We start from the raw sequence: 23015 nt of genomic DNA on the forward strand, positions 1-23015 counted from the left end.
GGGACCTACCGGGAGCAGAAGAGCACGATGAGCGCGTCGGTCGCCAGCCGCCGCCCGGGCGCCGCGGACTGGGTGAGCACGGTCCAGCTCTCCGGCAGCACAACCCAGCTGTCGTTGCGGGTGCCGAGCGAGACGTTGGTGAAGCCGAGCGCGCGCAACTGCTCCTCCGCGACGGCCGCGTTCTCGTGGCGCAGATCGGGCACGGTGAGCTGCGGGGCCGCGGGCCACGCCGGTGCCGGCGCGGAAGGGCGCGCGGTCGAGGGCGACGTTGCGGAAGGGCGCCCGGTCGAGGGCGACGTTGCGGAAGGGCGCGCGGTCGAGGGCGACGTTGCGGAAGGGCGCGCGGTCGAGGGCGACGTTGCGGAAGGGCGCGCGGTCGAGGGCGGCGTCGCGGGAGGGCGCCCGGTCGAGGGCGACATTGCGGGAGGGCGTGCGGTCGAGGGCGACGCCGCGATCCAGGGTGAGTCGTCGTCGATGATCGCGCCGGCGACGACTCCGCCGCAGCAGAGGACCAGCGCGCCGGTGACCCCGGCGACAGCCCGGAGCACGCGGCCCGGCGTCCAAGGCTGACTCATGGCACCTCCCCGCGGTCGATCATCGCTTTCGGCGGGGGAGCGGGCCACGGCCGATCGGCTGCCTTCGCGCGGCCCCGCGGTCCGAGGCGTGCAAAGGAATCCGGCGGCCCTAACCCGGCATGATCCGGACACTTCCGGCGCGCGACCAGGCCCGCGGCCGGTAAAGGTGAGCCGGCGGTCGCATTGATCGCACGTTGCGTGTTTGTTTCGTGACCACTACGGGCAGGACCGTGTCACGTCGACGAAGTGACCTAGATCACTATTGGGAGGGTCGATGGCACGAACCACGTTCCGGCTCGGGTGCGCGTTCGCCGCATTCGCGCTGATGGCTCCGCTGGCCGCGTGCGGATCGGGGGACGACGGTGGGCCCCCGAAGCTCAATCTCTACCAGTTCCCGGTGGAGAACATGCAGACGGTCATCGACAACTGCAACCAGGCGGCCGCCGGTCGCTACGAGATCGTCTACCAGGTGCTGCCCCGGGCCGCCGACGACCAGCGCGTGCAGATGGTGCGCCGGCTCGCCGCGGAGGACGACAGCATGGACATCCTGGGGCTCGACGTCACGTGGACCCAGGAGTTCGCCAGCGCGGACTGGATCCGCGAGTTCACCGGGGCGGACAAGGCCGAGGTGGAGCAGGGCACCCTCGCCGGGCCGCTCGCCTCCGCCACGTACGAGGGGAAGCTCTTCGCCGCTCCCAACAACACCAACGTGCAGCTGCTCTGGTACCGCAAGAGCCTCGTGCCCGCGCCGCCGAAGACCTGGGACGAGATGATTCAGCAGGCGCTGCAGCTCAAGGCGCAGGGCAAGCCCTATCAGGTGCTGACCATGGGCGCCCAGTACGAGGGCCTGGTCGTCCTCTTCAACACGCTGGTCGCCACGGCGGGCGGCCGGGTGGTCAGCGACGACGGCAAGACCGCGGTGATGGACGCCGGCGCCACGCGGGCGCTGCAGACCATGCGCGCCTTCGCGACAGCCGGGGTCACCAGCGCCTCGTTCACCAACCAGCTCGAGGACGACGTGCGGCTGGCGTTCCAGAACGGGGACGGCGCCTTCGAGCTCAACTGGCCCTTCGTCTATCCGTCGATGCAGAACGACGCGCCCGAGGTGGCGCAGGACACGGGCTGGGCGCGCTTCCCGTCGCTGGACGCGAACACGCCGAGCAAGGTCACCATCGGCGGTTCCAACCTCGCCGTCAGCGCGTTCAGCAAGCACCCGGATCTCGCCTTCGAGGCCGTGCGCTGCCTGCGCAACGCGGCGAACCAGAAGTATCTGGCCATCAACGCGGGCCAGCCGCCGAGCATCGAGAGCGTCTACGCGGAGCCGGAGATGGCCGAGGCCTATCCGATGCGCGACGCGATCCTCGACGAGCTGAAGGATGCCGTCCCGCGCCCGCTGACCCCGGCCTACCAGAACGTCTCCACTGTGGTCTCCGAGCGGCTGTCCCCGCCGGCGTCGATCGACCCCGCGCAGGACACCAGCGGCCTCAAGCAGGCGATCCAGGACGCCATCGACTCCAAGGGGGTGCTCCCGTGAGCATCGGATCGACCACGCCCGGCGCCGCGGCGGCTTCCGAGCAGACCCGCGAGGAGGTACGCCCGGAGCGCGCCACGCGCCGCAAGAAGCCCCTGAGCGAGGGCAAGCGGCAGGAGCGCCGGCTCGGCTGGCTGCTCTGCGCGCCCGCCGCGATCGTGATGGTGGCCGTCACCGCGTACCCCATCCTGTACTCGTTCTGGCTGTCCCTGCAGCGGTACGACCTCAAGTTCCCGGACGAGCGCGAGTTCGTGTGGTTCGAGAACTACGCCACCGTGCTCGGCAACAGCTACTGGTGGAGCGCCTTCGGCGTGACGATGCTCATCACGGTCGTGTCGGTCGTGATCGAGCTGGTGCTCGGCATGGGCCTCGCGCTGATCATGCATCGCACCCTGGTGGGGCGCGGCCTCGTGCGGACCTCGGCGCTGATCCCGTACGGCATCGTGACGGTCGTCGCGGCGTTCAGCTGGCGGTACGCGTGGACGCCCGGCACCGGCTACCTCGCGAACCTGGTCTCGCCCGAGGGCGCCCCGCTCACCGAACGCGCGAGCGCCCTGGCCATCATCATCGGGGCGGAGATCTGGAAGACCACGCCGTTCATGGCGCTGCTGCTGATGGCGGGGCTGGCGCTCGTACCGGATGATCTTCTGAAGGCGGCGTCGATGGACGGCGCGTCCGCGTGGCAGCGTTTCGTGCGCGTGATGCTGCCGGTGGTGAAGCCGGCCATTCTGGTCGCGCTGCTCTTCCGCACGCTCGACGCCCTGCGCGTCTTCGACAACATCTACGTGCTGACCGCCGGGGCGAACAACACGTCATCGGTCTCGATGATCGCCTACAACAATCTGATCCGCGGGCTCAACCTCGGCATCGGCTCGACGATGTCGGTGCTCATCTTCCTCACCGTGGCGATCATCGCGTTCATCTTCGTGAAGCTCTTCGGCACGGCGGCACCCGGCAGCGACGACGGGAGCAAGCGATGAAGCTCTTCAGCCAGGTGGCGCCCGGCAGCGACGACGGGAGCAAGCGGTGAACGCGAAACTCAAGTGGGGCCTGCTCGACGCGATCGTGGTCGTCTTCGCCCTGATCCCCGTGCTCTGGATCGTGTCGCTGTCGTTCAAGACGACCGCCACGCTGACCGACGGCAATTTCATCCCGCGCGAGTGGACGCTCGACAACTACCGGACGATCTTCCAGACCGACCAATTCGTGCGCGCGCTCGTCAACTCGATCGGCATCGCGCTCATCTCCACGGTCATCGCCGTGGTGCTGGGGACGATGGCCGCGTACGCGATCAGTCGTCTCGATTTTCCGGGCAAGGGACTGCTCGTCGGCGTCTCGCTGCTGATCGCCATGTTCCCGCAGGTGTCGCTCGTGTCGCCGCTGTTCAACATCGAACGGCAGACCGGGCTCTTCGACACGTGGCCGGGGCTGATCCTGCCCTACATCACGTTCGCCCTGCCGCTGGCCATCTACACGCTGTCGGCCTTCTTCAAACAGATCCCGTGGGACCTCGAGAAGGCGGCCAAGATGGACGGCGCCACCCAGGCCGAGGCGTTCCGCAAGGTGATCGCACCGCTCGCCGCGCCGGGCGTCTTCACCACCGCGATCCTCGTCTTCATCTTCTGCTGGAACGACTTCCTCTTCGCCATCTCCCTGACCTCGACCGAGCAGTCCCGCACGGTCCCGGTGGCGCTGTCGTTCTTCACCGGCGCCTCCCAGTTCGAGGACCCGACCGGCGCGATCTCCGCGGCCGCCGTGGTCATCACCGTCCCGATCATCCTGTTCGTGCTCTTCTTCCAGAAGCGCATCGTCGCGGGCCTCACCTCCGGTGCTGTGAAGGGCTAGGAATCCATGGCAGACATCGTTCTCGACAAGGTCACCAAGAGCTACCCGGACGGCACGACGGCCGTGCACGGCATCGACCTGGAGATCGCCGACGGCGAGTTCATCATCCTGGTCGGCCCGTCCGGCTGCGGAAAGTCCACGACCCTCAACATGATCGCCGGGCTGGAGGACATCACCTCCGGCGAACTGCGCATCGGCGGCCAGCGCGTCAATGACAAGGCGCCCAAGGACCGTGACATCGCGATGGTCTTCCAGTCGTACGCGCTCTATCCCAACATGACCGTCCGGGAGAACATGGCGTTCCCCCTGCGCCTCGCGAAGATGGACAAGCAGCTGATCAACCAGAAGGTCGAGGAGGCGGCGCGGGTGCTCGAACTCACGTCGTACCTCGACCGCAAGCCGGCCAACCTCTCCGGCGGCCAGCGCCAGCGCGTCGCCATGGGCCGGGCCATCGTGCGCAGCCCCAAGGCGTTCCTCATGGACGAGCCGCTGTCCAACCTGGACGCCAAGTTGCGGGTGCAGATGCGTACCCAGGTGAGCCGCCTGCAGAAGCAACTCGGCACGACCACCGTCTACGTCACCCACGACCAGACCGAGGCCATGACCCTCGGCGACCGCGTCGTGGTCATGCGCGCGGGCCACATCCAGCAGGTGGGCGACCCCCAGACCCTGTACGACAGCCCGGTCAACCTCTTCGTCGCCGGCTTCATCGGCTCCCCGGCGATGAACTTCCTGCCCGTCACGCTCGAAGCCGGCATGCTCCGCTCGCCGCTGGGCGACCTGCCGCTCAGCGACCGCCTCGGCAGCGTCCTGTCCGCCGCGGACGCCCCCCGCAAGCTCATCCTCGGCATCCGCCCCGAGCACTTCGAGGACGCCCGCCTGGTCGAGGGCGACGACGGCTTCACCTTCACCGCCCCCGTCGACCTGGTCGAGTCGATGGGCTCCGACAAGTACGTCTACCTCAACGTCGACACGGCCGGCGGCGACGCCCCGGCCTCCACCGACCTGGCCGACCTGGCCGCCGACGCGGGCGGCGCGGACCTGCCCGAGCAGAGCGGGCTGGTCACGCGCCTCTCGGCCGAGTCCCGCGTACGGGAGGGTGCCGACGCCCGGGTCTGGCTCAACCTGGAGAAGGTCCACCTCTTCGACCCGGCCACCGGCACCAATCTGACCCTCCGCGAGGAGGTCGCCGCCGGCTGACGGCCCCGGCCCTGCCGGTGTTCAGCAGCTCTTCTTGAACACCGGCAGGGCGTACGTCCGGACCTTCTTCGACTTGACCTCGGTCACCTTGACCTTGCTGAAGACCCGCTTGCAGTCGGACAGCTTCACGGTGCTGAACGAGAGCTTCACCTCGGTCCGCCGGTAGTTCGCGTCGGCACAGCTCGGCTCGCACGTGTTGATGTTCTGCACCGCCGTCGCGGAGCCGGTGCCCGTGCCCAGCGATGTCCACTTCACGCTGCTGAAATACAGATCCTTGTACGGGTAGAAGGTCGCGGGCTTCACCTGGACCTTGTGGTAGGCGTAGTCCACGACGACGCCGGGCTTGGCGGCGGCCGCCTGGGCGGGACTCGCCACGGCGACCCCGGTCAGCACGAGGGCGGCGGCAACGGCAGCATGGGTGAGCTTCACAATTCGTCCTTTCGGCAGCGCAACGTCTGCCGTGAAGTCTTCCCGCCCCAGCCCGCCGTCCGGGCCGCACCGCCGCACCGTGGCCCGAATCCGGTAGTTCTTCACCCGGACGGATCGGCCGCCGCCGTGCCGGGTGCGGAAGGTCCCCGGCGACGGAAGTGGGTTGAGATCGCCGCGGTGGGAGACGTTAGCGGGATGAAGACTTCGCGGATCGCACGCGCGGCGGGCCAGGTGGCGCTCGGGGCGGCGCTGCTCACCGCCGGCGCCGGCCACCTGACGACCAAGCGCGAGGAGTTCCAGGCGCAGGTGCCGGCGTGGTTCCCCGCCGACCCGGACACGGTGGTCGTCGCGTCCGGGTTCGTGGAGCTGGCCCTGGGCGCCGCCCTGCTCGCGACGTGGCGCCAGCCGGCGCGGCGGCTGCTGGGCACGGGCGTGGCAGCCTTCTTCGTCGGCGTGTTCCCGGGCAACATCGCCCAGTTCCTGGAGCGCAAGGACGGCTTCGGCCTCGACACCGACCGCAAGCGCGCCCTCCGCCTGCTGGGCCAGCCCGCCCTGGTCGCCTGGGCCCGCGCCGCCACCCGCGACTGAGCCGCCCACCACCCGCAGCCGCTCGACAGGCCCGGAGCTCGATCCCCCCGGCTTTGTCCCGCGGCGCGGGTGGGCCCCCGCGGCGTCCGCTCAGCCCTGCGGCACCCGGTCGAGGAAGCCCAGCACCTCGCTGATCCGCCCGTCCGGCGCCAGCTTGACGACATCGAAACCCACGACGGGGTCGTCGCCGGGGCCGGCGTGCCAGGTGAAGCGGGCGATGCCGTGGTGCTGGTCCACCGGGCCGGCCAGCCGGAACTCCATGCCGGGGAACTGCTCACGGACCCCGCTGATCAGCGCCGCCAGCTCGGCGTGGCCGGCGACCTCGGCCCGGGGGTCCGTCAGCTTCGCCCCGTCGGCGAAGACCTCGCGCAGCCGCTTCTCGCGGGCGGCGGCGTCTGGCTCGTTCCACACGGCGAGGTAGTTCTCCGCAACGTTCATCGTGTCTCCTCGTGTCGTCGGTGGCCCGACCCTGCCAGCCGCCCGGCGCCACCGTCGATTACCCGCGAGGTAATGGACACGACGCCGGTCGGGGGCGCCGGCGGTTGCCGGCGAGGCGATGGACAGGGCGCCGTCCAAGGCCGTCGGCGATTACCTGGCAGGTAATGGACACGGCGCCGGGCGGTCCGGCACGCTCGCGGCATGAGCGATGCCGGCGCCCTGCTGCGCGAGTGGCGTACCCGCCGCCGCCTGAGCCAGCTCGACCTGGCCCTGCGGTCGGACATCTCCACCCGGCACCTGAGCTTCCTGGAGACCGGCCGCTCCACCCCGAGCCGGGACATGGTGCTGCGCCTGGCCGGCCACCTCGACGTGCCGCTGCGCGAGCGCAACCGGCTGCTGCTCGCCGCCGGCCACGCCCCCGAGTACGCCGAGACCCCGCTCGACGCCCCGCCGCTGGCCGCCGTCCGGTCCGCCGTCCGCCGCATCCTGACCGGCCACGAGCCCTATCCCGCGGTCGTCGTCGACCGGCACTGGAACGTCGTCGACCTCAACACCCCGGCCGGCGTCCTCACCGAGCTGGTCGCGCCCGCCCTGCTCACCCCGCCGGCCAATGTGCTGCGGATGAGCCTGCACCCCGAGGGCCTGGCCCCGCACATCGTCAACCTGGCCGAGTGGCGGGCCCACCTGCTGCACCGCCTCCACCGCCAGGTCGCCGCGAGCGGGGACCCCGAGCTGACAGCCCTGGAGCAGGAGCTGCACGCCTATCCGGGCGCCGGCGCGGCCCCGGGCGGCGGGGACGATCTGGTGGTGCCGTTGCGCGTCCGCACGTACGCCGGGGAGTTGTCCTTGCTCAGCACGGTGGCCACCTTCGGCACGCCGCTCGACCTCACCGTCGCCGAGCTGGTGATCGAGTCGTTCTTTCCCGCCGACGAGACCACCGCCGAGGCGCTCGGCTCCGCCCCGCGGAACAAGGCGACCAGCGCCGCCCGTGGCGATGCCCTCCCCGCGGACAGAAAGACGCCTGCCGCGGACAGAAAGATGCCTGCCGCGGACAGAAGGACGCCTGCCGCGGACAGAAGGACGCCTGCCGCGGACAGAAGGACGTCCGCCGCGGACAGAGGCTAGGCGGCTATCGACGGCAGCAGGGCCTCGGCGCCGGTCCAGATGCGGGCCGAGTTGTGCGAGTGGAAGGCGGCCCCCGACCAGTACGTGTGGTTACGCCCCTGCAACCCGTTGAGCCGCCGGTAGAAGCCCGCGGCGATCGCCTCGGGCGACACGTGCAGCTCGAACGGCACGTGTCCCGCGAACGTCTCGAAGCCCTCGAAGCGGATCGGATAGGCGGCGACCCGCTCGAGGTCGGCCCGGATGGCCCGGCGCACGCGCGCGTCGGACAGCGGCGCGACACTGCCGTACTTGACGCTGTAGACCCCCGGGATGCCGCTCGGGTTCACGCCGTAGAGCCCGGGCAGCGGCGGCAGGTGGTAGGGCGTCTCCGGGGCGACGTTGTCCAGCCCCAGGCCGTCGGGCAATCCCGCCAGCCGTACCACGCCGGTGTAGTAGGCACCACTCACGAACTGCCCGAACAGCTCCCTCTCGTACGCGTCCAGGTCGAACCCCGCGAAGGCCCGCAGCCGCGGCGGGTACGCGACCACGAGCTTCCCGGCGACGATGAGCCGCGGCCCGTCCGGCGTCGAGACGAGCACCCGGACGCCGGAACGCTCCCGCGTCACCCGCACCGCCCGCGCCCCGAGGAACACGTCGTCGCCCAGATGCGCGGTGGCGCGCTCGTACAGCAGGCTGTTGTCGTGCGCGGCGGTCGTCAGATAGGAACCGGCCAGCGTGTTCCGCACGACCCCCTGCCCGACCAGGTTGAGCGCGTAGAGGGCGGGAAGACCGAGCAGATCCCCGATCCCCTGCCCGTACGCGAACAGCAGCGGCACGATCGACCCCAGGTCATGCTTCGCCACGAACTCCCGGAAGGGCGCCACGAGCTCGCCCGGCACCGGATCCGGCAGGTCGATCCGCGTGTCCAGCGGCCCGTACCGGCTGATGAGCTCGTAGTAGGCGCCCAGCGCGACCGGCACCGGCGGCGTGTAGCCGACCCGCCGCCCGGTGCGGAAGTCGACATAGGCGGTCTCCCCGCCGAGCCCGCCGACCGGCACCAACTCCACCCCGAAGCGCCCGAAGTGCCGCCGCACCACCGGCTCGTCCTCGAGCACGACCACCCCGATGTCGACCGTGCCGCCGGTCCGCGGATCGTGCCACGTCTCGGTGTGCCCGCCCAGCCGGTCGCCCGCCTCCACCAGCGCCACGCTGCGTCCCAGATCCCCGAGCCGCACGGCGATGTAGGTCCCGGCCGAGCCGCCGCCGAGCACGACCACATCCCGTCGTACGACCGGAACGCCGGTCACCGACGCGGACGCCGGCGAAGCGATCAGCGGAGCGGCCGCGGCCGACCCCATGAGCGCGAGCATCTGCTTACGAGTCAGTCCCATGCGAGCTCCTCCAGTCGTCGGCCCGCCACCGACCGTATGCCCGACCCTCCGCTGTGGACTGTCCGGTGCCCGACAACCGGCCGGCTCGCCTGCAGCGCCAGCCGCGCATCGGCCCCGGCGGCCAGCTCGCCGAGAATGTCGTCGAGCAGCAGGAAGGCTTCCCACCGCTCGCGGCCCGCGGTTCGCGCCAGCTCCGCGACCACGAGATCTTCCAGCTCCGGTACGCGCTGACCCTTCCACACCTTGTCGGCCACGCTCACCAGATGGTCCTCCACGGTGGTCGCGGGATCGGCCCAGCTCGCATGCGACCCGGCAAACCGCGCCAGCGCGGCCCCGCAACCGTGCCAGGCTTGGACCGCCGCTGCAGCTCAGCCTCGGCACGGCTGGTCGTCGGCAGCATCGCGCGCTGGTCGTGAACAGCGATACCACGCAAGCTACCCGCGACCAGTTCCCGCAACGCCCCTCCCGACGTGCCGATCGCCCGACGCCACGAGCGCTGCCCGCTGCCGGAAAAGCCTGGACGAGCCGGGCCGGCGCCGACCCGTACGTGCGGCCTGCGGACGACGGGTCGCCCGGGTCAGCGGTCGTGGAGGGTGAGGATCAGGTCGACGACGAGGGCGGTCCAGCCGGTCTGGTGCCAGGCGCCCAGGCCGGCGCCGTTGTCGCCGTGGAAGTACTCGGGGAAGGCGATCAGGTCCTTCCAGTCGGGGTGGTTCTGGAAGAGGTCGTTGTTGCCGTAGATCGGGCGGCGGCCCCAGGAGTCGGGGACGAACAGGGCGATCAGGCGGCGGGAGAGGTCGTCGGCGACGGCGGTCAGGGAGCACTTGGTGGCGGCGCCCGTCGGGTATTCGACCATGAGGTCGTCGCCGTAGAAGGCGGCGAATTCGCGCAGGGCCTCGATCAGGAGGTAGTTGACGGGCATCCACAGGGGACCGCGCCAGTTGGAGTTGCCGCCGAAGAGGCCGCTCGTGCTCTCCGCCGGTTCGTAGCCGACCGTGAAGTCCTGGCCGCCCAGCGACACCGTGAAGGGCTTCTCGAGGTGGGACCGGGACAGGGAGCGGAGGCCGTACGGGGAAAGGAACTCCTCGGGATCGAGCATGCGCGCGAGGATGCGCAGCAGCTGGTCCTGACCCACCATCGAGAGCAGGCGCTGCTGGCCGCCGGTGCGGGAGAGCCGGCGGGCGCTGATCACGTCGCCGTAGTCGCCCTGGTTGGCCAGCATCCAGCGGACGCGGGCGGCCAGGTCGGGCAGGCGGTTGAGGGTGCCCGCGGTGAGGCGGGTGGTGGCCGCGAGGGGGAGCAGGCCGACGATCGACCGGGCCTTGAGCGGCATCTTGTGGCCGTCGGGCAGGCGCAGGACGTCGTAGAAGAACGAGTCCTCGTCGTCCCAGAGCCCCTGCCGGTAGGCGGCCTCGGCGATGTACGCGAAGTGCTCGAAGAACTTGGTGGCCATGTCCTCGTACGTGCGGTCGTGCAGGGCGAGGCGCAGCGAGATGTCGAGGAGGTTGAGGGCGTACATGGCCATCCAACCCGTGCCGTCGCTCTGTTCGAGGACGCCGGCGACGGGCAGGGCGGCCGAGCGGTCGAAGGGGCCGACGTTGTCGAGGCCGAGGAAGCCGCCCTCGAAGACGTTGTTGCCGCCGACGTCCTTGCGGTTGACCCACCACGTGAAGTTGAGCAGCAGCTTGTGCATGACGCGGGCGAGGAAGTCGTGGTCGCGCCCGCCGTCGATCTCGAAGACCCGCAGCGCGGCCCACGCGTGGACGGGCGGATTGACGTCGCCGAAGGCCCACTCGTACGCGGGGATCTGGCCGTTGGGGTGCATGTACCACTCGCGGAGCAACAGCAGCAGCTGCGACTTGGCGAACCCGGGGTCGACGCGGGCGATGGAGACACAGTGGAACGCCAGGTCCCAGGCGGCGTACCAGGGGTATTCCCAGGGGTCCGGCATGGAGATGACGTCGAAGCTGGCCATGTGCCACCAGGCGTTGTTGCGCCCGTAGCGGCGGCCCGGCGGCGGGGGAGCGGAGCCGGGGTCGCCGTGCAGCCACTGCTTGACGTCGAAGTGGTAGAACTGCTTGCCCCACATCAGTCCCGCGATCCCTTGGCGGGCGACGGCGGCTTCCTCGTCGGACGCTGCGGCCGGGATCAGGTCCGCGAAATACGCGTCGGCCTCGGCTCGGCGAGCGCGCACTACATCGTCGAAGTCTGAAAAATCGGGAATGTCCGAAGCGTCGCTGAGCCGTAACCGGATCGAGTGGCTCTCGCCGGGTCCCAGAGTGAGCGAATAGTGCAACGCGCCCTTGGTTCCGACGCCGGCAGGATTGACGGTCGGCGCCCCGGCGATCAGGTGGTCATTGATCCCGTCCTTGGGGAACAGGCTCGTCCCCGGCAACCCCCACAGCCGCTGCGAGTTCGTCTCGTTGTCGCACATCAATGCCGGCGGAGAGCCCTCGCCCTGCAGCGAAAGACCCTCGAGACTGCGGTGCTCGCCGACGATGCGGCCCGGCGTTCCGGTGAGCTTCGGCACCTGCCGCCCCGGCAGGCCCCACGACCAAGTGTTCCGAAACCAGAGCGTCGGCAACACGTGCAATGTCGCCTCGTCGGGACCGCGATTGGCGACCGTGACGACCATGCACATGTCGCGCGGGCCGGCCTTCGCGTAGTCGACGGTCACCACCCAGAAGCGGTCGTCGTCGAACACGCCGGTGTCGGCCAGCTCGAACTCGGGCTCGTCGCGCGAGCGCCGGCCGTTGACCGCGACCAGTTCGTCGTACGGGAAAGGGGCCTGGGGGTAGTGATAGCGCCAGCTCATCCAGCTGTGCGTGGGCGTGGAGTCCTGGTACCACCAGTACTCCTTGACGTCCTCGCCGTGGTTGCCGCCGTCGCCGCCGAGGCCGAACATGCGCTCCTTGAGGATCGGGTCGCGCTCGTTCCACAGGGCCAGGGCGAAGCAGAAGGTCTGCCGGTCGTCGCAGAGGCCGGCCATGCCGTCGTCGTTCCACCTGTACGCCCGGGAGCGCGCGTGGTCGTGCGGAAAGTAGTCCCACGCCGTCCCGTGCTCGCTGTAGTCCTCGCGCACGGTGCCCCAGGCCCGCTCGGCCAGATAGGGACCCCAGGCACGCCACGGCTGCTCGCCCGAGTCCGCCTGCGCCAGGCGCTCGCGCTCCGCCACCCCGCCGCTCCTTCAAACCAGTGCCCGACCGTGTTACGAACCTTAACGGAATTGGTCGGGCACTGATCCACTTCATGCCCACGGAGTGCGTCGAGCGGGAAAAACGCCGGGCTTGACCCGGCGGGGTCAGCGCTTGACGGTGACACCCGTAACGGTGCCGCCGGTGGTAGTGCCGGTTCCCGTCAGGCCTCAGCTGAGCCAGCCCGGGCGGATCAGGCCGGCCTCGTACGCGAGCACGACCAGCTGCGCCCGGTCTCGCGCGCCCGCCTTGAGCATCGTGCGGCTCACGTGCGTCTTCGCGGTCGCGGGGCTGATCACCAGGCGGGTGGCGATCTCGTCGTTCGTCAGGCCCTCGCCGACCAGGACCAGCACCTCGCGCTCGCGCTCGGTCAGCGGGGCGAGCCGCCGCTCGGCCTCCTCCGGGGGTGCCGCCGTCCGCCCGCGCCCGCCCGGCCCCGCGAACTCGCCGATCACCCGCCGGGTCACGCTCGGTGACAGCAGGGCGTCCCCGGCGGCGACCGCGCGCACGGCCCGGATCAGGTCGACCGGTTCGGTGTCCTTGACCAGGAAGCCCGAGGCGCCCGTACGCAACGCCTCGAACACGTACTCGTCCAGCTCGAAGGTCGTGAGGATCACCACCCGCGTCCCGGACAGCGCCGGCTCCGCCGCGATGCGCCGCGTGGCCTCCAGCCCGTCGACGCCGGGCATCCGGATGTCCATGAGGACGACGTCCGGCCGCGTGGCGAGCGCGACCCGCACCGCCTCGAGCCCGTCGCCCGCCTCCCCGACCACCTCGAGGCCGGGCTCCGCCCCGAGCAGCGCCCGGAACCCGGCCCGCACCAGCACCTGGTCGTCGGCGAGCAGCACCTTGATCACGACTTCTCCCCGTCGGTCGGCAGCACGGCCTCCACCAGATAGCCCCCGTCGTCCACCGGGCCCGCCGTGAGCTTGCCGCCCAGCGTCTCGGCCCGCGCCTGCATCCCCGCGATCCCGCTGCCCTCCCCGGCCTCGTCGTCCCCGCCGCCCGCGGGCCTTTCGTTGCGGATCGCCAGCCCCAGCGCCCCCGGCCGGTAGTCGATCGTGACGGTCGTCGCGGCCGCGCCCGCGTGCCGCCGGACGTTCGTCAGGGCCTCCTGCACGATCCGGTACGCCGCCCGGTCCACCTCGGCGGGCAGCTCCCGCCGCGGGCCCGTCACCGTCGTGGTCACCGTGAGCCCGGTGCCCGCGGTCAGCTCCTCCAGCCGGTCGAGCCCCAGCGCCGGCTGCCGGGGCGCCGCCTCCTCCTCGGGCCGCAGCGCCCCGAGCACGGAACGCACCTCGCGCAGCGCCTCCGAGCTGGCCGTCTTGATCGCACTGAGCGCCTCGCGGGCCTGCTCGGGGCGGCTGTCCATCAGATGCAGCCCGACCCCCGCCTGCACATTGATCAGCGACAGGTGGTGCCCCAGCACGTCGTGCAGCTCGCGGGCGATGCGCAGCCGTTCGTCCGAGGCCTGCCGGCGCTCCTGCTCCTGCCGGGCGCGCTTCTGCTCGGCCTGCACCTTGGCCTGTTCCGCCTGATAGGCCGCCCGGCTGCGCGAGCCGCTCCCGAACATCAGCGCGAGCACCACGGCGGCCGCGGTCAGCACCGCTTCGCGCACGCCGATCCGGGCCTCGGCGGGCACGCCCAGCCGGGCGGCGAAGGTCCAGGTGACGAGGACGTACGCGCCCCAGCCCGCCGCCGCGACCGGAAGTGCCTGCCGGCCGCGCCCGAGCCGGGCCGCGTGGAAGAGGGCGATCGTCGGCGCGACGGCGAACGTCCAGCTCGGCTCGGCGGTGACCGCGTAGCCGATGCTCGCCGCCACGGCGACGGCCAGCACCACGAGCGGCGCCCGCCGCCGCAGGACGAGCGCGATCGGGCCGATCACCAGCAGCGCCGCGGCGAGCAGGCTCAGCGGGGCGTCGTGCGCGAGCGCGTCCCGCATGTTGCCGATCCCGTGGAAGCCCAGCGCCATGACGGCCGCGAAGCCCACGGGAGGCTCCCGGTGCTGCTGGCGCCGGCCCTCGGGCGGCTGCCACGAGTGGACGCTCATGCCCCGACGCTACGGCACCCCCTCCGGCCGGGCGTCGGACCACGGGAGACGCCGGACGGCCCCGGCGTACGACCGGGGGAGTACGCCGGTGGTGCCACGTGCGCCCCGGGTCGACGTACCGGATGGTTCCTGGAGCCGACGCCGGGCGGGACCGACCGGCGCAGGCTGGGGTGCAGTCGTTCCCGAAGAAGGAGTCAGTGATGACCGCGACAAGCCCGACCGGCCCGGCCCGGATGCGAACCTCCGACACCGAACGCGAGCAGGCCGCGACCATCCTGCGGGCGGCGATGTCCGAGGGGCGCCTCACCCTGGAGGAGGGGGAGGAGCGCCTGGGCGCCGTGTACGCCGCCAAGTTCCGCGACGAGCTCGCCCCGCTGACCGCCGACCTCCCGAACGGGGGCCGCGACGCCCTGGCCCGCACCCCGCAGGCGCGCGCCGCCACCCGCCGTGAGCTGCGTGGGGCAACGTTCTTCGTGGCCTTCGTCGCCGTGGTCCTCACCGGAGTGTGGTTCGTGTCCGGTGCGCACTTCTTCTGGCCGGCGATCCCGCTGACCTTCATGGTCCTGGGGCTCATGCGCCGCTGGGGGTACGCCACGCACCCCGAGTGGCACGCCCACCGCCATTCGTTCGGAAAGTGACTTTCGTAACTCCCTTGGAACGGTGGCGGTCGTTGCCCGCCTTGCCCCCTGATGCGACAGTGGGCGTCCTCTGCGAAAGGGTGGGCAACGACGATGATGGGTCCGTCCCACGCGCTCTCGGGCGCGGCGGTCTGGCTGGCGGGCAGCTGGGCGTTGGACTTCTTCGCCGGGTACGAGCAGAGTCCGCTCGCCGTGGGCATCGGCGCCACGGTCTGCGCCGGCGGTGCGCTGCTGCCCGACCTGGACCTGTCCGGCAAGGTGACCCGCAACCAGGGCGGGGCCACGGTGGCGCGTACGTTCGGGGTGTTCTCGCTGTTCGTCGCGGAGGTGGTCGAGAAGATCTCGCTCGGCGTCTACACCGCCACGAAACTCAGCCGCGACCCGCGCCGCAACAACGGCCACCGCACCTTCACGCACACGCTGCCGTTCGCCGCCCTGGTCGGGTGGGGGACCACGGCGCTGGCCACGGCGTACGGGAAGTGGGCCCTGCTCGGCATCGTCTTCTTCATGGCCGGCCTGGCGCTGCGCGGGCTCTTCGACGAGTGGGCCGAGCGGGCCGGCTGGGTGATCGTCACCGTCGCCGCCGGGGCCATCGCCTGGTTCACCGCGGCCAACCTGCCCGGCGACCGCGGCTATCCGATGCTGGGCTTCGCGGTGGCGGTCGGCTGCGTGGTCCACCTCTTCGGCGACATGATCACGAAGAACGGCGTCCCGATCCTGTGGCCGATCCCGATCAACCGGCGGATGTGGCGGATGATCGGCATCCCGAACAGCATCGCGGTCAAGGTCGGCGGCAAGACGGAGACCGTGGTGCTGCGCACGATCTTCACCGTGGTGGCGGTGCTGTCGATCGCCGGGATGTTCGCGCCGCACGTGCTGGAGCGGCTCAACCTGGACGTGTAGGCCTTGATCCTCCGGTCGTCCGGCTTTCTGGGCGTCCGGTCGTCCTGCCTTCCGTCGTCCTGCCTTCCGGTCGTCCGGCCTTCCGCACTTCGGCCTTCCGTCGTCCGGCCTTCCGCCTTCCGTCTTCCGCCTTCCCTTTTCCGGTCTTTCGTCCTCCGGCCGGTGTCATTTCGGGCGGTGGCTGCGGCGGGCCAGGGCGGCTGCCCGGGTGTGCGCGGTCTCGGCGCGGGCGAGGGCTCCGCTGTGCAGGCGGGGCCGGGTGTTCGCGGTGGCGGCCCGGACGGTGAAGGTCTCTCCGGTGCGCCACATGCCGATGTCGTCGCACGCCTGCCGGGCCAGCCACAGACCGATGCCGGTGCGGCGCGCGTCGGGCCGCGGCCGGTAGCCGGCGTCGGGCGCCGGCCCCCCGGGCCCACGATCGGTGACCCGGCACTCGACCGTCTCCGGAGTCACCCACAGCGTCAGCCCGACCGGCGGGGCGCCGTGCCGGTAGCTGTTCGTGAGCAGCTCGTTGACGGCGGCCACGAAGTCGGTCCGGACCAGCGTCGCGATGTCACCGAGGCAGTCCGTGAGCCGCCGGCGGATGCCGCCGAGATCGGCGATCGAGGCCGAGCCGGCGATCTGTAGCCGGGGCTCGACCGCGGGCACGGGCGGCGGCCGGTCGGCGGCCAGCTCCCGCAGCACCGCCCCGGGATCGGCGTGCTGCGCCTCCGTGACCGGACCCGCGACGGTGAGCCGCTGCGGGTGACTGCGGCGGACGGCGGCCAGCAGCAGGGCGGGCGTGCTCATCGGGTACGCGCACACCACCGTGATGCCGCTGCCCGGCAGCGTCAGATCCAGGGCCGCCTCGAAGTGCGCGGCGCGGGCCCAGGCGGCCCGGTCGTCGCCGTGCTCGGTCTCCCCGATGACCACGGCACCGGGTGACGAGTCGCCGAGCCGGTGATAGGCCGCGACGGCGGCGGCCGGGCGGGTGTACGCGTCCAAGCGGTCGACCGTGCCCGGCAGGTCGCCGCCCAGCACGGTGGTGAGGGGCGCGCGATGCTCCTCGCGGCAGGCGAGCACGACCGGGCCGGGGGCGTGGCGGACGGCGGCCACCTGGGCGAGCAGGTCGTCGATGTCGTGGTAGATCAGCGCGACGTGCGCGGCCGGGCCGGTCACGGCGACAGGCCGGGGCGCGGGGGCACGCGCTGCTGATGGGACATGCTCACCACCCTGGCGGACCGGTGCTGGACCGCCCAGTGGTACCCCGTGATGCCTCGCCGAATCGCGCCGCCCCGGCGGGTGCGCCTCGGTTGCTCTCGTGCGTCAGCGTGCCCGGCGCTTTGTCACTCAGCCCCGGCGCTTTGTCACTCTGCCCGGGCGCTTTGTCACTCTGCCCGGGCGCTTTGTCACTCTGCCCGGGCGCTTTGTCACTCTGCCCGGGCGCTTTGTCACTCTGCCCGGGCGCTTTGTCAGCGTGCCCGGCGTGCGGCCTGGCGGGCTGCCTTCTGGGCGCGGGAGTAGGCCTTGCGCTCCTCGAGGTCGCGTTTCCAGCCGTCGCGGGCCTCCTGGGTCACGCCCTCGACGGCGCCCTGCACGGCGGCCGGTCCGGCCCAGTACTTGTAGATCCAGTTCCAGAGGGCGCCGCCCTCGCGCGGGTCCTTCGCCATCGTGCCGCTCCTTCGTTGCCCTGCCAATGATTGGTGCACCAACTATTGGTATGCTAACAACTTCCCCGGAGGAGAACCAAGCGATGAGTGACACGATCGACACCGACCCCCTCGAGCTGGAGCACCAGGTCTGCTTCGCCCTGTCGGTGGCGGCCCGCAGCGTGGTGGCCGTCTACCGGCCGCTGCTCGAGCCGATGGGCCTGACGCACCCGCAATATCTGGTCATGCTGGCGCTGTGGCAGCACGCGCCCCTGTCGGTGCGGGAGCTGAGCGGGCTGCTGCAGCTCGACCCGGGCACCCTGTCGCCGCTGCTCAAGCGGCTCGAGTCGATCGGCTACCTGCGCCGCGAGCGGGACCGCGCCGACGAGCGCAGCCTCGCCGTGACCCTGACGGAGAAGGGGCGCGACCTGCGGGCCGAGGCGCTCAAGATCCCGCCCGCCGTGGTCGAGCGGCTCGGCATGCCGATCGAGGAGCTGCAGGCTCTGCACGGGGCGCTCACCCGCGTCATCGCCGCCGCGAAACTGCCCGCACAGCAGCCGGGAGACCTGCCCGCACGGCAACCGGGAGACCTGCCCGCACAGCAGCCACGAGCAGCGGCGGAATAGCGCCGGGCACGACCTTCGCCGATCTTTCACCACTACGGGGTCGCGGCGCGCGGGTGACGAGTTTGGCGATCGGCCCCGCGGGGCAACATCCGCGCGCCATCAACGGTACACAGGGGAGCGCCACCATGGTCGAGCCGCACGTCAACCTGGATCCTGCCCAGCTCAGCCCGGTCGAGGCGAAGCTGCAGGGGGCGCTGGAGGATCAGCTCACCTCCGCCCTTCAGCACGCCGCGGACAAGGTCTCCCACGACTACGCCGGCGAGCCGGTCGAGGCCGTGACGACCGAGCTCCTCGACGAGACGAAGGCCGGGCTGCACCCGGACATCGCCGACGGCTTCGTGCCCGACCAGCGCGACCTGCGCCGGGTCGCCGAGGCCATCGTCCGGGAGAACTGAGCCGCGGGCACCGCATACCCGGCCGCCGTGCTGCCCGCACGGCGGCCTTCGTGCTCTTCATGCGCTGCCGGCCCCTCCGCGGACGGCGGCACGGTGGCTTCGGGTGTTGTCAGCCCTGCGCCGACGGTGGCGCGGTGGGTTTCGGGTGCTGCCGGCCCCTGCGCCGACGGCGGTGCGGTGGGTTTCGGGTGGTGTCAGCTCATCCGGACGATCGCGGCGCGGACGCGGTGGAGGTCGCGGCGGCGGCGTTCCAGGGTCATGGCCAGGCCGACCAGGAGCAGCCCGGCCGCCGCGAGCGGGATCCAGCGCGGCAGGAGATCCCACACCAGCACCACCTCGTGCAGCGCGACGATCGTGAGCACGACCCCGCCCGCGACGACCGGCGCCCGCAGCCGCGCCCCGGCACCCACGGCGGTGACGGCCAGTGCCCCGAGCCCGAGCAGCAGCCGCCGCACCGGCCCGCCCTCGGTGACGAGCACGGTCACGAGTGCCGGGAGGAAGGCCAGGACAAGCACCGGACCGTACGCTGCCCAGCTCGTCGTCCCCGGCCGCCGGCGCCGCAGCCACCAGCCGGCCACGCAGGCGAGCGCCGCCACGCCGAGCAGCGCCGCGCGGGTCGTCTCCGAGCGGGTCGCGACCAGGGAGGCGTGGACCAGCAGGACGTACGTGATCGCGGTCGGCCACGGCGCGCCCCGGGCGGGTCCACCTCTCAGGCGGCCGATGACCGCGATCGCCGCCACGAGCAGGTCGCACAGGAGCGCCGTCCACCACGGCCAGCCGAACGCCGCCGGTGCAGCGAGGGCTACCAGCGCCGCTCCCGTCAGGGTCACTTCCACCCGCCACGGGACCAGGGCAGCCACGCCGGCGGTGACGAGTACGAGCACGACGACGACGCGCCAGTCCAGGTCCGTCACTTCGGTGAGCGGTCCGAGGACGGTCACGGCCAGGGCGCCGATGCGGGCGCCTCGGAGTCCGGGGGCTGCCGGGCGTACCCGGGAAGTCAGCGTGACCGCCGCGGCCAGGACCGTCACGACCAGCGTGACCAGCACCGGAGCGGGATAGTCGCCACCCGCGACGTGAACCAGGCGGCCGGCGCCGATCGCGAGCGCGACGATCAGCAGCCCGGCAGCCACCTCCCGCAGCGGCGCGACCCGGGACTGGAAGGCGCCCGCCACGATCACCAGCGCGCCCGCGAGAAGTGCGCCCGCCGCGATCGCCGCCGCACCCGCCGACGTGGCAGTCGCCTCCGCCACCAGCGCGGCCGTCAGCGCCACGAACACGGCCAGCGCGCCCAGCGCGTAGGACACCAGAGCAGTCGGCTCGGCGGGACGCCGGTGCAGGCGGATCACCACCAGGTCCGCGGCGGCGAGCGCGATCATTGTGTACGCCCACCCCGCCGCACCGGGAGACATCGGCGACACGATCAAAGGCAGCACGGGCTGGGCGACCACAAGCGCGGCGAACCGGGGACCGGCCAGGCCGGTGAGGTGGGCGTACCCGAAGGCGACCGCGGCCGTCACCGCGCAGACCGCACCGGCGTAGCCCGCGGGCCCGGTGAGCGGGAGGAGCCGGAGGTGCCACGCGGCGTACCCGTCGAGCAGGAGCAGCAGCAAGCCGACCGCGGCGAAGGTCTCCGCCGTGCCCCGCAGCCGCTGCCGCACCGCCACGAGCGGCGCCGCCAGTGCGACCACGGTGCCCACACCGAGCACGGTCACCCGGCCGCGCAGCCCGAACTGCGACCACGCCACGGCCGTGAACACGATCGCGGCCACCGCCAGCAGCACGCCCCCGAGCAGGAAGAGTGTGTTCTGCATGACCCGCGTCGACGCCTCGGCCGCCGCGGACGTCACGAATCCCGCCGACCGTTCGCCGGCCGCCGTGGTCACCGGCGCGGTCATCGCGGGCGCCTTGGGAGCGGCGCCCGCGGCGGCGGAGACGGCCGCGCGTACCCGGGCAGCTGCGGCCTCCCGGTCCTGCCAGGCCCGCCGCAGCGCCTCGTCGGTGCTGCCGACGGCCGACCGCGCCATCGCGAACGCGGCCTGCGCAGCGGAGAGGCGGGCGGTCAGCACGGGGATCTCGGCGTCCAGCCGGACGACCTGGGCGGCGTCCGGATCGGGGGCGCGGCCGCAGCCGGGACATCCGGCGGCTGCGGAGGCCTCGGCGCGGCAGAACGGGCAGGGGTACGTGGTCACGCGGTAGATCTTCGCCGCGCCCGGGGGCCCGCCTCCTGAGTCGCCGTACTCAGAGCGGCCGGGTAGGCCCCCTGGGTACCGGCGCCGGGTCCTGCGCCGACCAGGCCTGCCAGCGGGTGACGACGATGCGGAGGAAGGGGCCGGGCGGCGGGGCCGAGGCGTACTGGGGGTAGCGGGCCAGCAGCTCGGGGGAGGACTCGTCGGTGACGGTGGCGAGGCCGTCGGCGCGGACCCACCAGAGGGTGGACCAGTCGTCGTCGTAGTGGTCGGCGAGGACGCTGACGCGGGGCTCGTGGGCGATGTTGGTCAGGCGCTGCAGGGCACGGTGGCGCTTGGGCTTGCCGTCGACCGCCGTGTGGATGACGAACTCGGGCTGCCCGGCCGCGGCCGGTGGCGGCCCCTCGACCAGGGCGAAGACGATCGGTACGAGGTGCGGCGCGCCGTCCGGGGTGACCGTGGCGAGGCGGGCCGAGCGGGCGGCTCTGAAGCGCTCGGCGGCGAAGCGCTCGGCGCGGCTCATCGGCCGGTGAAGTCGCCGATCGCGCGCTCCCAGCGTTCGAGGGCGGGCTCGACGACGGACCACGGGCCGGACGGCAGCCAGGCCGACGCGCGGTGGACGCCGGCGTCCTCGAGCCGCTCCAGCACCTTCGGATCGGGCGGGACGCTCAGCAACTGCACCTGCAGCGGGCGCTCGGCGCGGGCGCGCAACTCCGCGATGCGGTCGAACAGCGCCGGGTTCTTCGTGAAGTTGGGGAACCACCCGTCGCCGTACTCGAGGACGCGGTCCAGGACGGTCGGCCCGTCCCCGCCGACGAGCACCGGAGGGTACGGGCGCTGGGCCGGCTTGGGCCACGACCAGATGCGCTCGAACGCGACGAACTCGCCGGCGAACGAGGCCTCGCTCTCGGTCCAGATTGCTTGCATCGCCCGTACGCGCTCACTCAGCAACCGCATCCGCGTGCGCGGGTCGGTGCCGTGGTTGGCCATCTCCTCCCTGTTCCAGCCGGCGCCCACCCCGAACTCCAGCCGCCCGCCGGACAGATGATCGACCGACGCGACCTCCTTGGCCGTCGTGATCGGGTCCCGCTCCACGACCAGGCACACCCCGCTGCCCACCCGCAACCGCGACGTGGCCGCCGCCGCGTCGGTGAGGGCGACGAAGAGGTCGTACGTGTGCCAGTACTTCCGGGGCAACTCGCCGCCCGCGCCGTAGGGCGTCGCGCGGCTCGCCGGGATGTGCGTGTGCTCGGCGAAGAACAGGGCGCCCAGCCCCCGCTCCTCGACCCGCCGCGCAATCTCGCCGGGCCGCATGCCGTCATGGGTAGGAAAATAACCGGCACCGAACTCCATGCCGCCGAGTCTCGCACGCCCCCACCCTCCCGGCGCGGCCCACCGAGACGCACCGCCACCGCCAGCGCCAGCGAGCGATGCCGATGACAGGTGACGACGAGCGTCGCCGGCCGATGGCGAGCACCAGCGCCGGCGGCGGGCGACGATAGCGACGGCGAGTGGCGGCAGACGATGGTCGGCGAGCCACGGCAGGCGACGAGCGACGGTAACGACGAAGCATCGGCGACGACGATCGACCGCGACGGCTAGCGACGGCGGCGGCGGCAACGGTGGCGGTGGCGGCAATGGCGGCGGTGGCGGCAATGGCGACGGTGGCGGCGGTGGCGACGGCGGCGGTGGCGGCGGCCCCGCGAGAGGGCCGCGCGTCAAGCCAGGTGACGAGCGGCTGGCCCCGGCCCATGCGGCCCGACGCCCGCCGTGATGACCGGCGCGTGAGCCCCCGTCGGTCGCTCGAGTGACCCCGCCTTTCAGTCGCCCGAGTGACCGAAGAAGAACAGCTCCGCCGGCCGCCCCCGCTCGTCGTGCAGCACCGCGCACCGCCCGAACCACCGCTCCCCGGCCAGCTCCCGCAGCGCCTCGGCATGCGCCCGGGTCGGCGTGGCCGTGCCCGTGGCCAGCAGCGCCTGCTCGGCCGTGACCGGCTCCACCGTGCCCGGCCCGTCATAGTCTCCCGGCTCGATCATGTGGGACATGTCCAGGATCGAGTGGGTGCCCTCCTCCTGCACGTCCGTGTCGGCCCACAGCTCCTCGTGCGTGCGGGGCCGGTGCGGGAACGCCGCCGCCGGCTTCCCGAGCTCCCGGGGCACAGCCCACCAATAGTCGCCGTCCGCGAGCACCTGCTCCTTCAGCTCGCGCAGTGCCTTGGCCAGATCCGGCTGGTAGGGGACGTGATAGCCCCACTGAGACGCGCCCATGACTCTCCCTCGTGTGTGGACGCG

Annotated in this window: 24 protein-coding genes and 1 pseudogene; 11 read left to right on the top strand and 14 right to left on the bottom strand. The window is 72.1% G+C overall.

Going from position 1 to position 23015, the window contains the following annotated elements:
• Positions 1 to 5: 5 nt before the first annotated feature.
• The gene (locus tag RBH18_RS16055; RefSeq protein ID WP_306208448.1) at positions 6 to 203 is read right to left on the bottom strand and encodes a PASTA domain-containing protein; all 198 of its coding nucleotides are present in this window, start codon (positions 201 to 203) and stop codon (positions 6 to 8) included.
• 1 nt (position 204) lies between these two features.
• Between RBH18_RS16055 and RBH18_RS16060 the strand changes: the two genes are divergently transcribed.
• The 5 genes from RBH18_RS16060 (at position 205) to RBH18_RS16080 (ending at position 5151) form a co-directional block, all read left to right on the top strand.
• Positions 205 to 570: a hypothetical protein gene (locus RBH18_RS16060; RefSeq protein WP_306208450.1), complete on the top strand. Its 366-nt coding sequence runs from the start codon at positions 205 to 207 to the stop codon at positions 568 to 570.
• A gap of 279 nt (positions 571 to 849) precedes the next feature.
• The gene (locus RBH18_RS16065) at positions 850 to 2109 is read left to right on the top strand and encodes an ABC transporter substrate-binding protein (RefSeq protein WP_306208452.1); all 1260 of its coding nucleotides are present in this window, start codon (positions 850 to 852) and stop codon (positions 2107 to 2109) included.
• Positions 2106 to 3086 carry a carbohydrate ABC transporter permease gene (locus RBH18_RS16070; protein WP_306208454.1) on the top strand — a complete coding sequence of 327 codons (981 nt, stop codon included), beginning with the start codon at positions 2106 to 2108 and terminating at the stop codon, positions 3084 to 3086. The genes RBH18_RS16065 and RBH18_RS16070 overlap by 4 nt, the downstream gene beginning before the upstream one ends.
• 46 nt (positions 3087 to 3132) lie before the next feature.
• Positions 3133 to 3951 carry a carbohydrate ABC transporter permease gene (locus RBH18_RS16075; protein WP_306208456.1) on the top strand — a complete coding sequence of 273 codons (819 nt, stop codon included), beginning with the start codon at positions 3133 to 3135 and terminating at the stop codon, positions 3949 to 3951.
• A gap of 6 nt (positions 3952 to 3957) precedes the next feature.
• Complete coding sequence (locus RBH18_RS16080; RefSeq protein WP_306208458.1) at positions 3958 to 5151, top strand: ABC transporter ATP-binding protein; 1194 nt, start codon at positions 3958 to 3960, stop codon at positions 5149 to 5151.
• Between the two features lie 21 nt (positions 5152 to 5172).
• On the opposite strand, the gene RBH18_RS16085 is transcribed toward RBH18_RS16080, so the two are convergent.
• Entirely contained in the window at positions 5173 to 5580 is a 408-nt protein-coding gene (locus tag RBH18_RS16085; RefSeq protein ID WP_306208460.1) for a hypothetical protein, read from the bottom strand.
• Between the two features lie 195 nt (positions 5581 to 5775).
• Between RBH18_RS16085 and RBH18_RS16090 the strand changes: the two genes are divergently transcribed.
• Positions 5776 to 6168, top strand: a complete 393-nt coding sequence (locus tag RBH18_RS16090) for a DoxX family protein (protein WP_306208462.1) — start codon at positions 5776 to 5778, stop codon at positions 6166 to 6168.
• Between the two features lie 90 nt (positions 6169 to 6258).
• On the opposite strand, the gene RBH18_RS16095 is transcribed toward RBH18_RS16090, so the two are convergent.
• Positions 6259 to 6606, bottom strand: a complete 348-nt coding sequence (locus tag RBH18_RS16095) for a nuclear transport factor 2 family protein (RefSeq protein WP_306208464.1) — start codon at positions 6604 to 6606, stop codon at positions 6259 to 6261.
• A gap of 201 nt (positions 6607 to 6807) precedes the next feature.
• On the opposite strand from RBH18_RS16095, the pseudogene RBH18_RS16100 reads away from it, so the two are divergent.
• A pseudogene (locus RBH18_RS16100) lies at positions 6808 to 7596 on the top strand (helix-turn-helix domain-containing protein); the annotation flags it as partial.
• Positions 7597 to 7727: 131 nt separating this feature from the next.
• Here the strand turns inward: RBH18_RS16100 and RBH18_RS16105 are convergent.
• The 5 genes from RBH18_RS16105 to RBH18_RS16125 form a co-directional block, all read right to left on the bottom strand.
• Entirely contained in the window at positions 7728 to 9101 is a 1374-nt protein-coding gene (locus tag RBH18_RS16105; protein WP_306208466.1) for an FAD-dependent oxidoreductase, read from the bottom strand.
• Positions 9092 to 9361 (bottom strand): hypothetical protein, encoded by a 270-nt coding sequence (locus RBH18_RS16110; RefSeq protein ID WP_306208468.1) that lies wholly within the window; start codon positions 9359 to 9361, stop codon positions 9092 to 9094. The genes RBH18_RS16105 and RBH18_RS16110 overlap by 10 nt, the downstream gene beginning before the upstream one ends.
• A gap of 317 nt (positions 9362 to 9678) precedes the next feature.
• A complete protein-coding gene (locus tag RBH18_RS16115) occupies positions 9679 to 12276 on the bottom strand; it encodes an MGH1-like glycoside hydrolase domain-containing protein (RefSeq protein ID WP_306208470.1) in 2598 nt (865 codons plus the stop codon).
• Positions 12277 to 12465: 189 nt separating this feature from the next.
• Complete coding sequence (locus RBH18_RS16120; protein ID WP_306208472.1) at positions 12466 to 13152, bottom strand: response regulator transcription factor; 687 nt, start codon at positions 13150 to 13152, stop codon at positions 12466 to 12468.
• Complete coding sequence (locus RBH18_RS16125; protein ID WP_306208474.1) at positions 13149 to 14345, bottom strand: sensor histidine kinase; 1197 nt, start codon at positions 14343 to 14345, stop codon at positions 13149 to 13151. Before RBH18_RS16125 ends, RBH18_RS16120 begins: the two co-directional genes overlap by 4 nt.
• 200 nt (positions 14346 to 14545) lie before the next feature.
• Between RBH18_RS16125 and RBH18_RS16130 the strand changes: the two genes are divergently transcribed.
• A complete protein-coding gene (locus RBH18_RS16130) occupies positions 14546 to 14983 on the top strand; it encodes a DUF1707 SHOCT-like domain-containing protein (RefSeq protein WP_306208476.1) in 438 nt (145 codons plus the stop codon).
• Between the two features lie 93 nt (positions 14984 to 15076).
• Positions 15077 to 15886, top strand: a complete 810-nt coding sequence (locus RBH18_RS16135; protein WP_306208478.1) for a metal-dependent hydrolase — start codon at positions 15077 to 15079, stop codon at positions 15884 to 15886.
• Between the two features lie 165 nt (positions 15887 to 16051).
• On the opposite strand, the gene RBH18_RS16140 is transcribed toward RBH18_RS16135, so the two are convergent.
• Both RBH18_RS16140 and RBH18_RS16145 read right to left on the bottom strand, forming a co-directional pair.
• Entirely contained in the window at positions 16052 to 17044 is a 993-nt protein-coding gene (locus RBH18_RS16140) for an ATP-binding protein (RefSeq protein ID WP_306208480.1), read from the bottom strand.
• Between the two features lie 293 nt (positions 17045 to 17337).
• Complete coding sequence (locus tag RBH18_RS16145; protein WP_306208482.1) at positions 17338 to 17535, bottom strand: hypothetical protein; 198 nt, start codon at positions 17533 to 17535, stop codon at positions 17338 to 17340.
• A gap of 83 nt (positions 17536 to 17618) precedes the next feature.
• On the opposite strand from RBH18_RS16145, the gene RBH18_RS16150 reads away from it, so the two are divergent.
• The gene (locus RBH18_RS16150; protein WP_306208485.1) at positions 17619 to 18140 is read left to right on the top strand and encodes a MarR family winged helix-turn-helix transcriptional regulator; all 522 of its coding nucleotides are present in this window, start codon (positions 17619 to 17621) and stop codon (positions 18138 to 18140) included.
• Positions 18141 to 18265: 125 nt separating this feature from the next.
• Positions 18266 to 18535, top strand: coding sequence for a hypothetical protein (locus RBH18_RS16155; RefSeq protein WP_306208487.1), 270 nt, complete (start codon positions 18266 to 18268; stop codon positions 18533 to 18535).
• A gap of 194 nt (positions 18536 to 18729) precedes the next feature.
• On the opposite strand, the gene RBH18_RS16160 is transcribed toward RBH18_RS16155, so the two are convergent.
• From RBH18_RS16160 to RBH18_RS16175, 4 genes are all read right to left on the bottom strand, one after another.
• Positions 18730 to 20727: an SCO7613 C-terminal domain-containing membrane protein gene (locus RBH18_RS16160; RefSeq protein WP_306208489.1), complete on the bottom strand. Its 1998-nt coding sequence runs from the start codon at positions 20725 to 20727 to the stop codon at positions 18730 to 18732.
• A gap of 49 nt (positions 20728 to 20776) precedes the next feature.
• A complete protein-coding gene (locus RBH18_RS16165; RefSeq protein ID WP_306208491.1) occupies positions 20777 to 21247 on the bottom strand; it encodes a TIGR03668 family PPOX class F420-dependent oxidoreductase in 471 nt (156 codons plus the stop codon).
• Positions 21244 to 22077 (bottom strand): LLM class F420-dependent oxidoreductase, encoded by an 834-nt coding sequence (locus RBH18_RS16170; protein ID WP_306208493.1) that lies wholly within the window; start codon positions 22075 to 22077, stop codon positions 21244 to 21246. The genes RBH18_RS16165 and RBH18_RS16170 overlap by 4 nt, the downstream gene beginning before the upstream one ends.
• A gap of 467 nt (positions 22078 to 22544) precedes the next feature.
• On the bottom strand, positions 22545 to 22991 hold the full coding sequence (locus tag RBH18_RS16175) for a hypothetical protein (RefSeq protein ID WP_306208495.1): 447 nt from the start codon (positions 22989 to 22991) through the stop codon (positions 22545 to 22547).
• Positions 22992 to 23015 lie beyond the last annotated feature (24 nt).

The sequence above is a fragment of the Actinoplanes oryzae genome (assembly GCF_030757795.1).
Classification (GTDB): Bacteria; Actinomycetota; Actinomycetes; order Mycobacteriales; family Micromonosporaceae; genus Actinoplanes.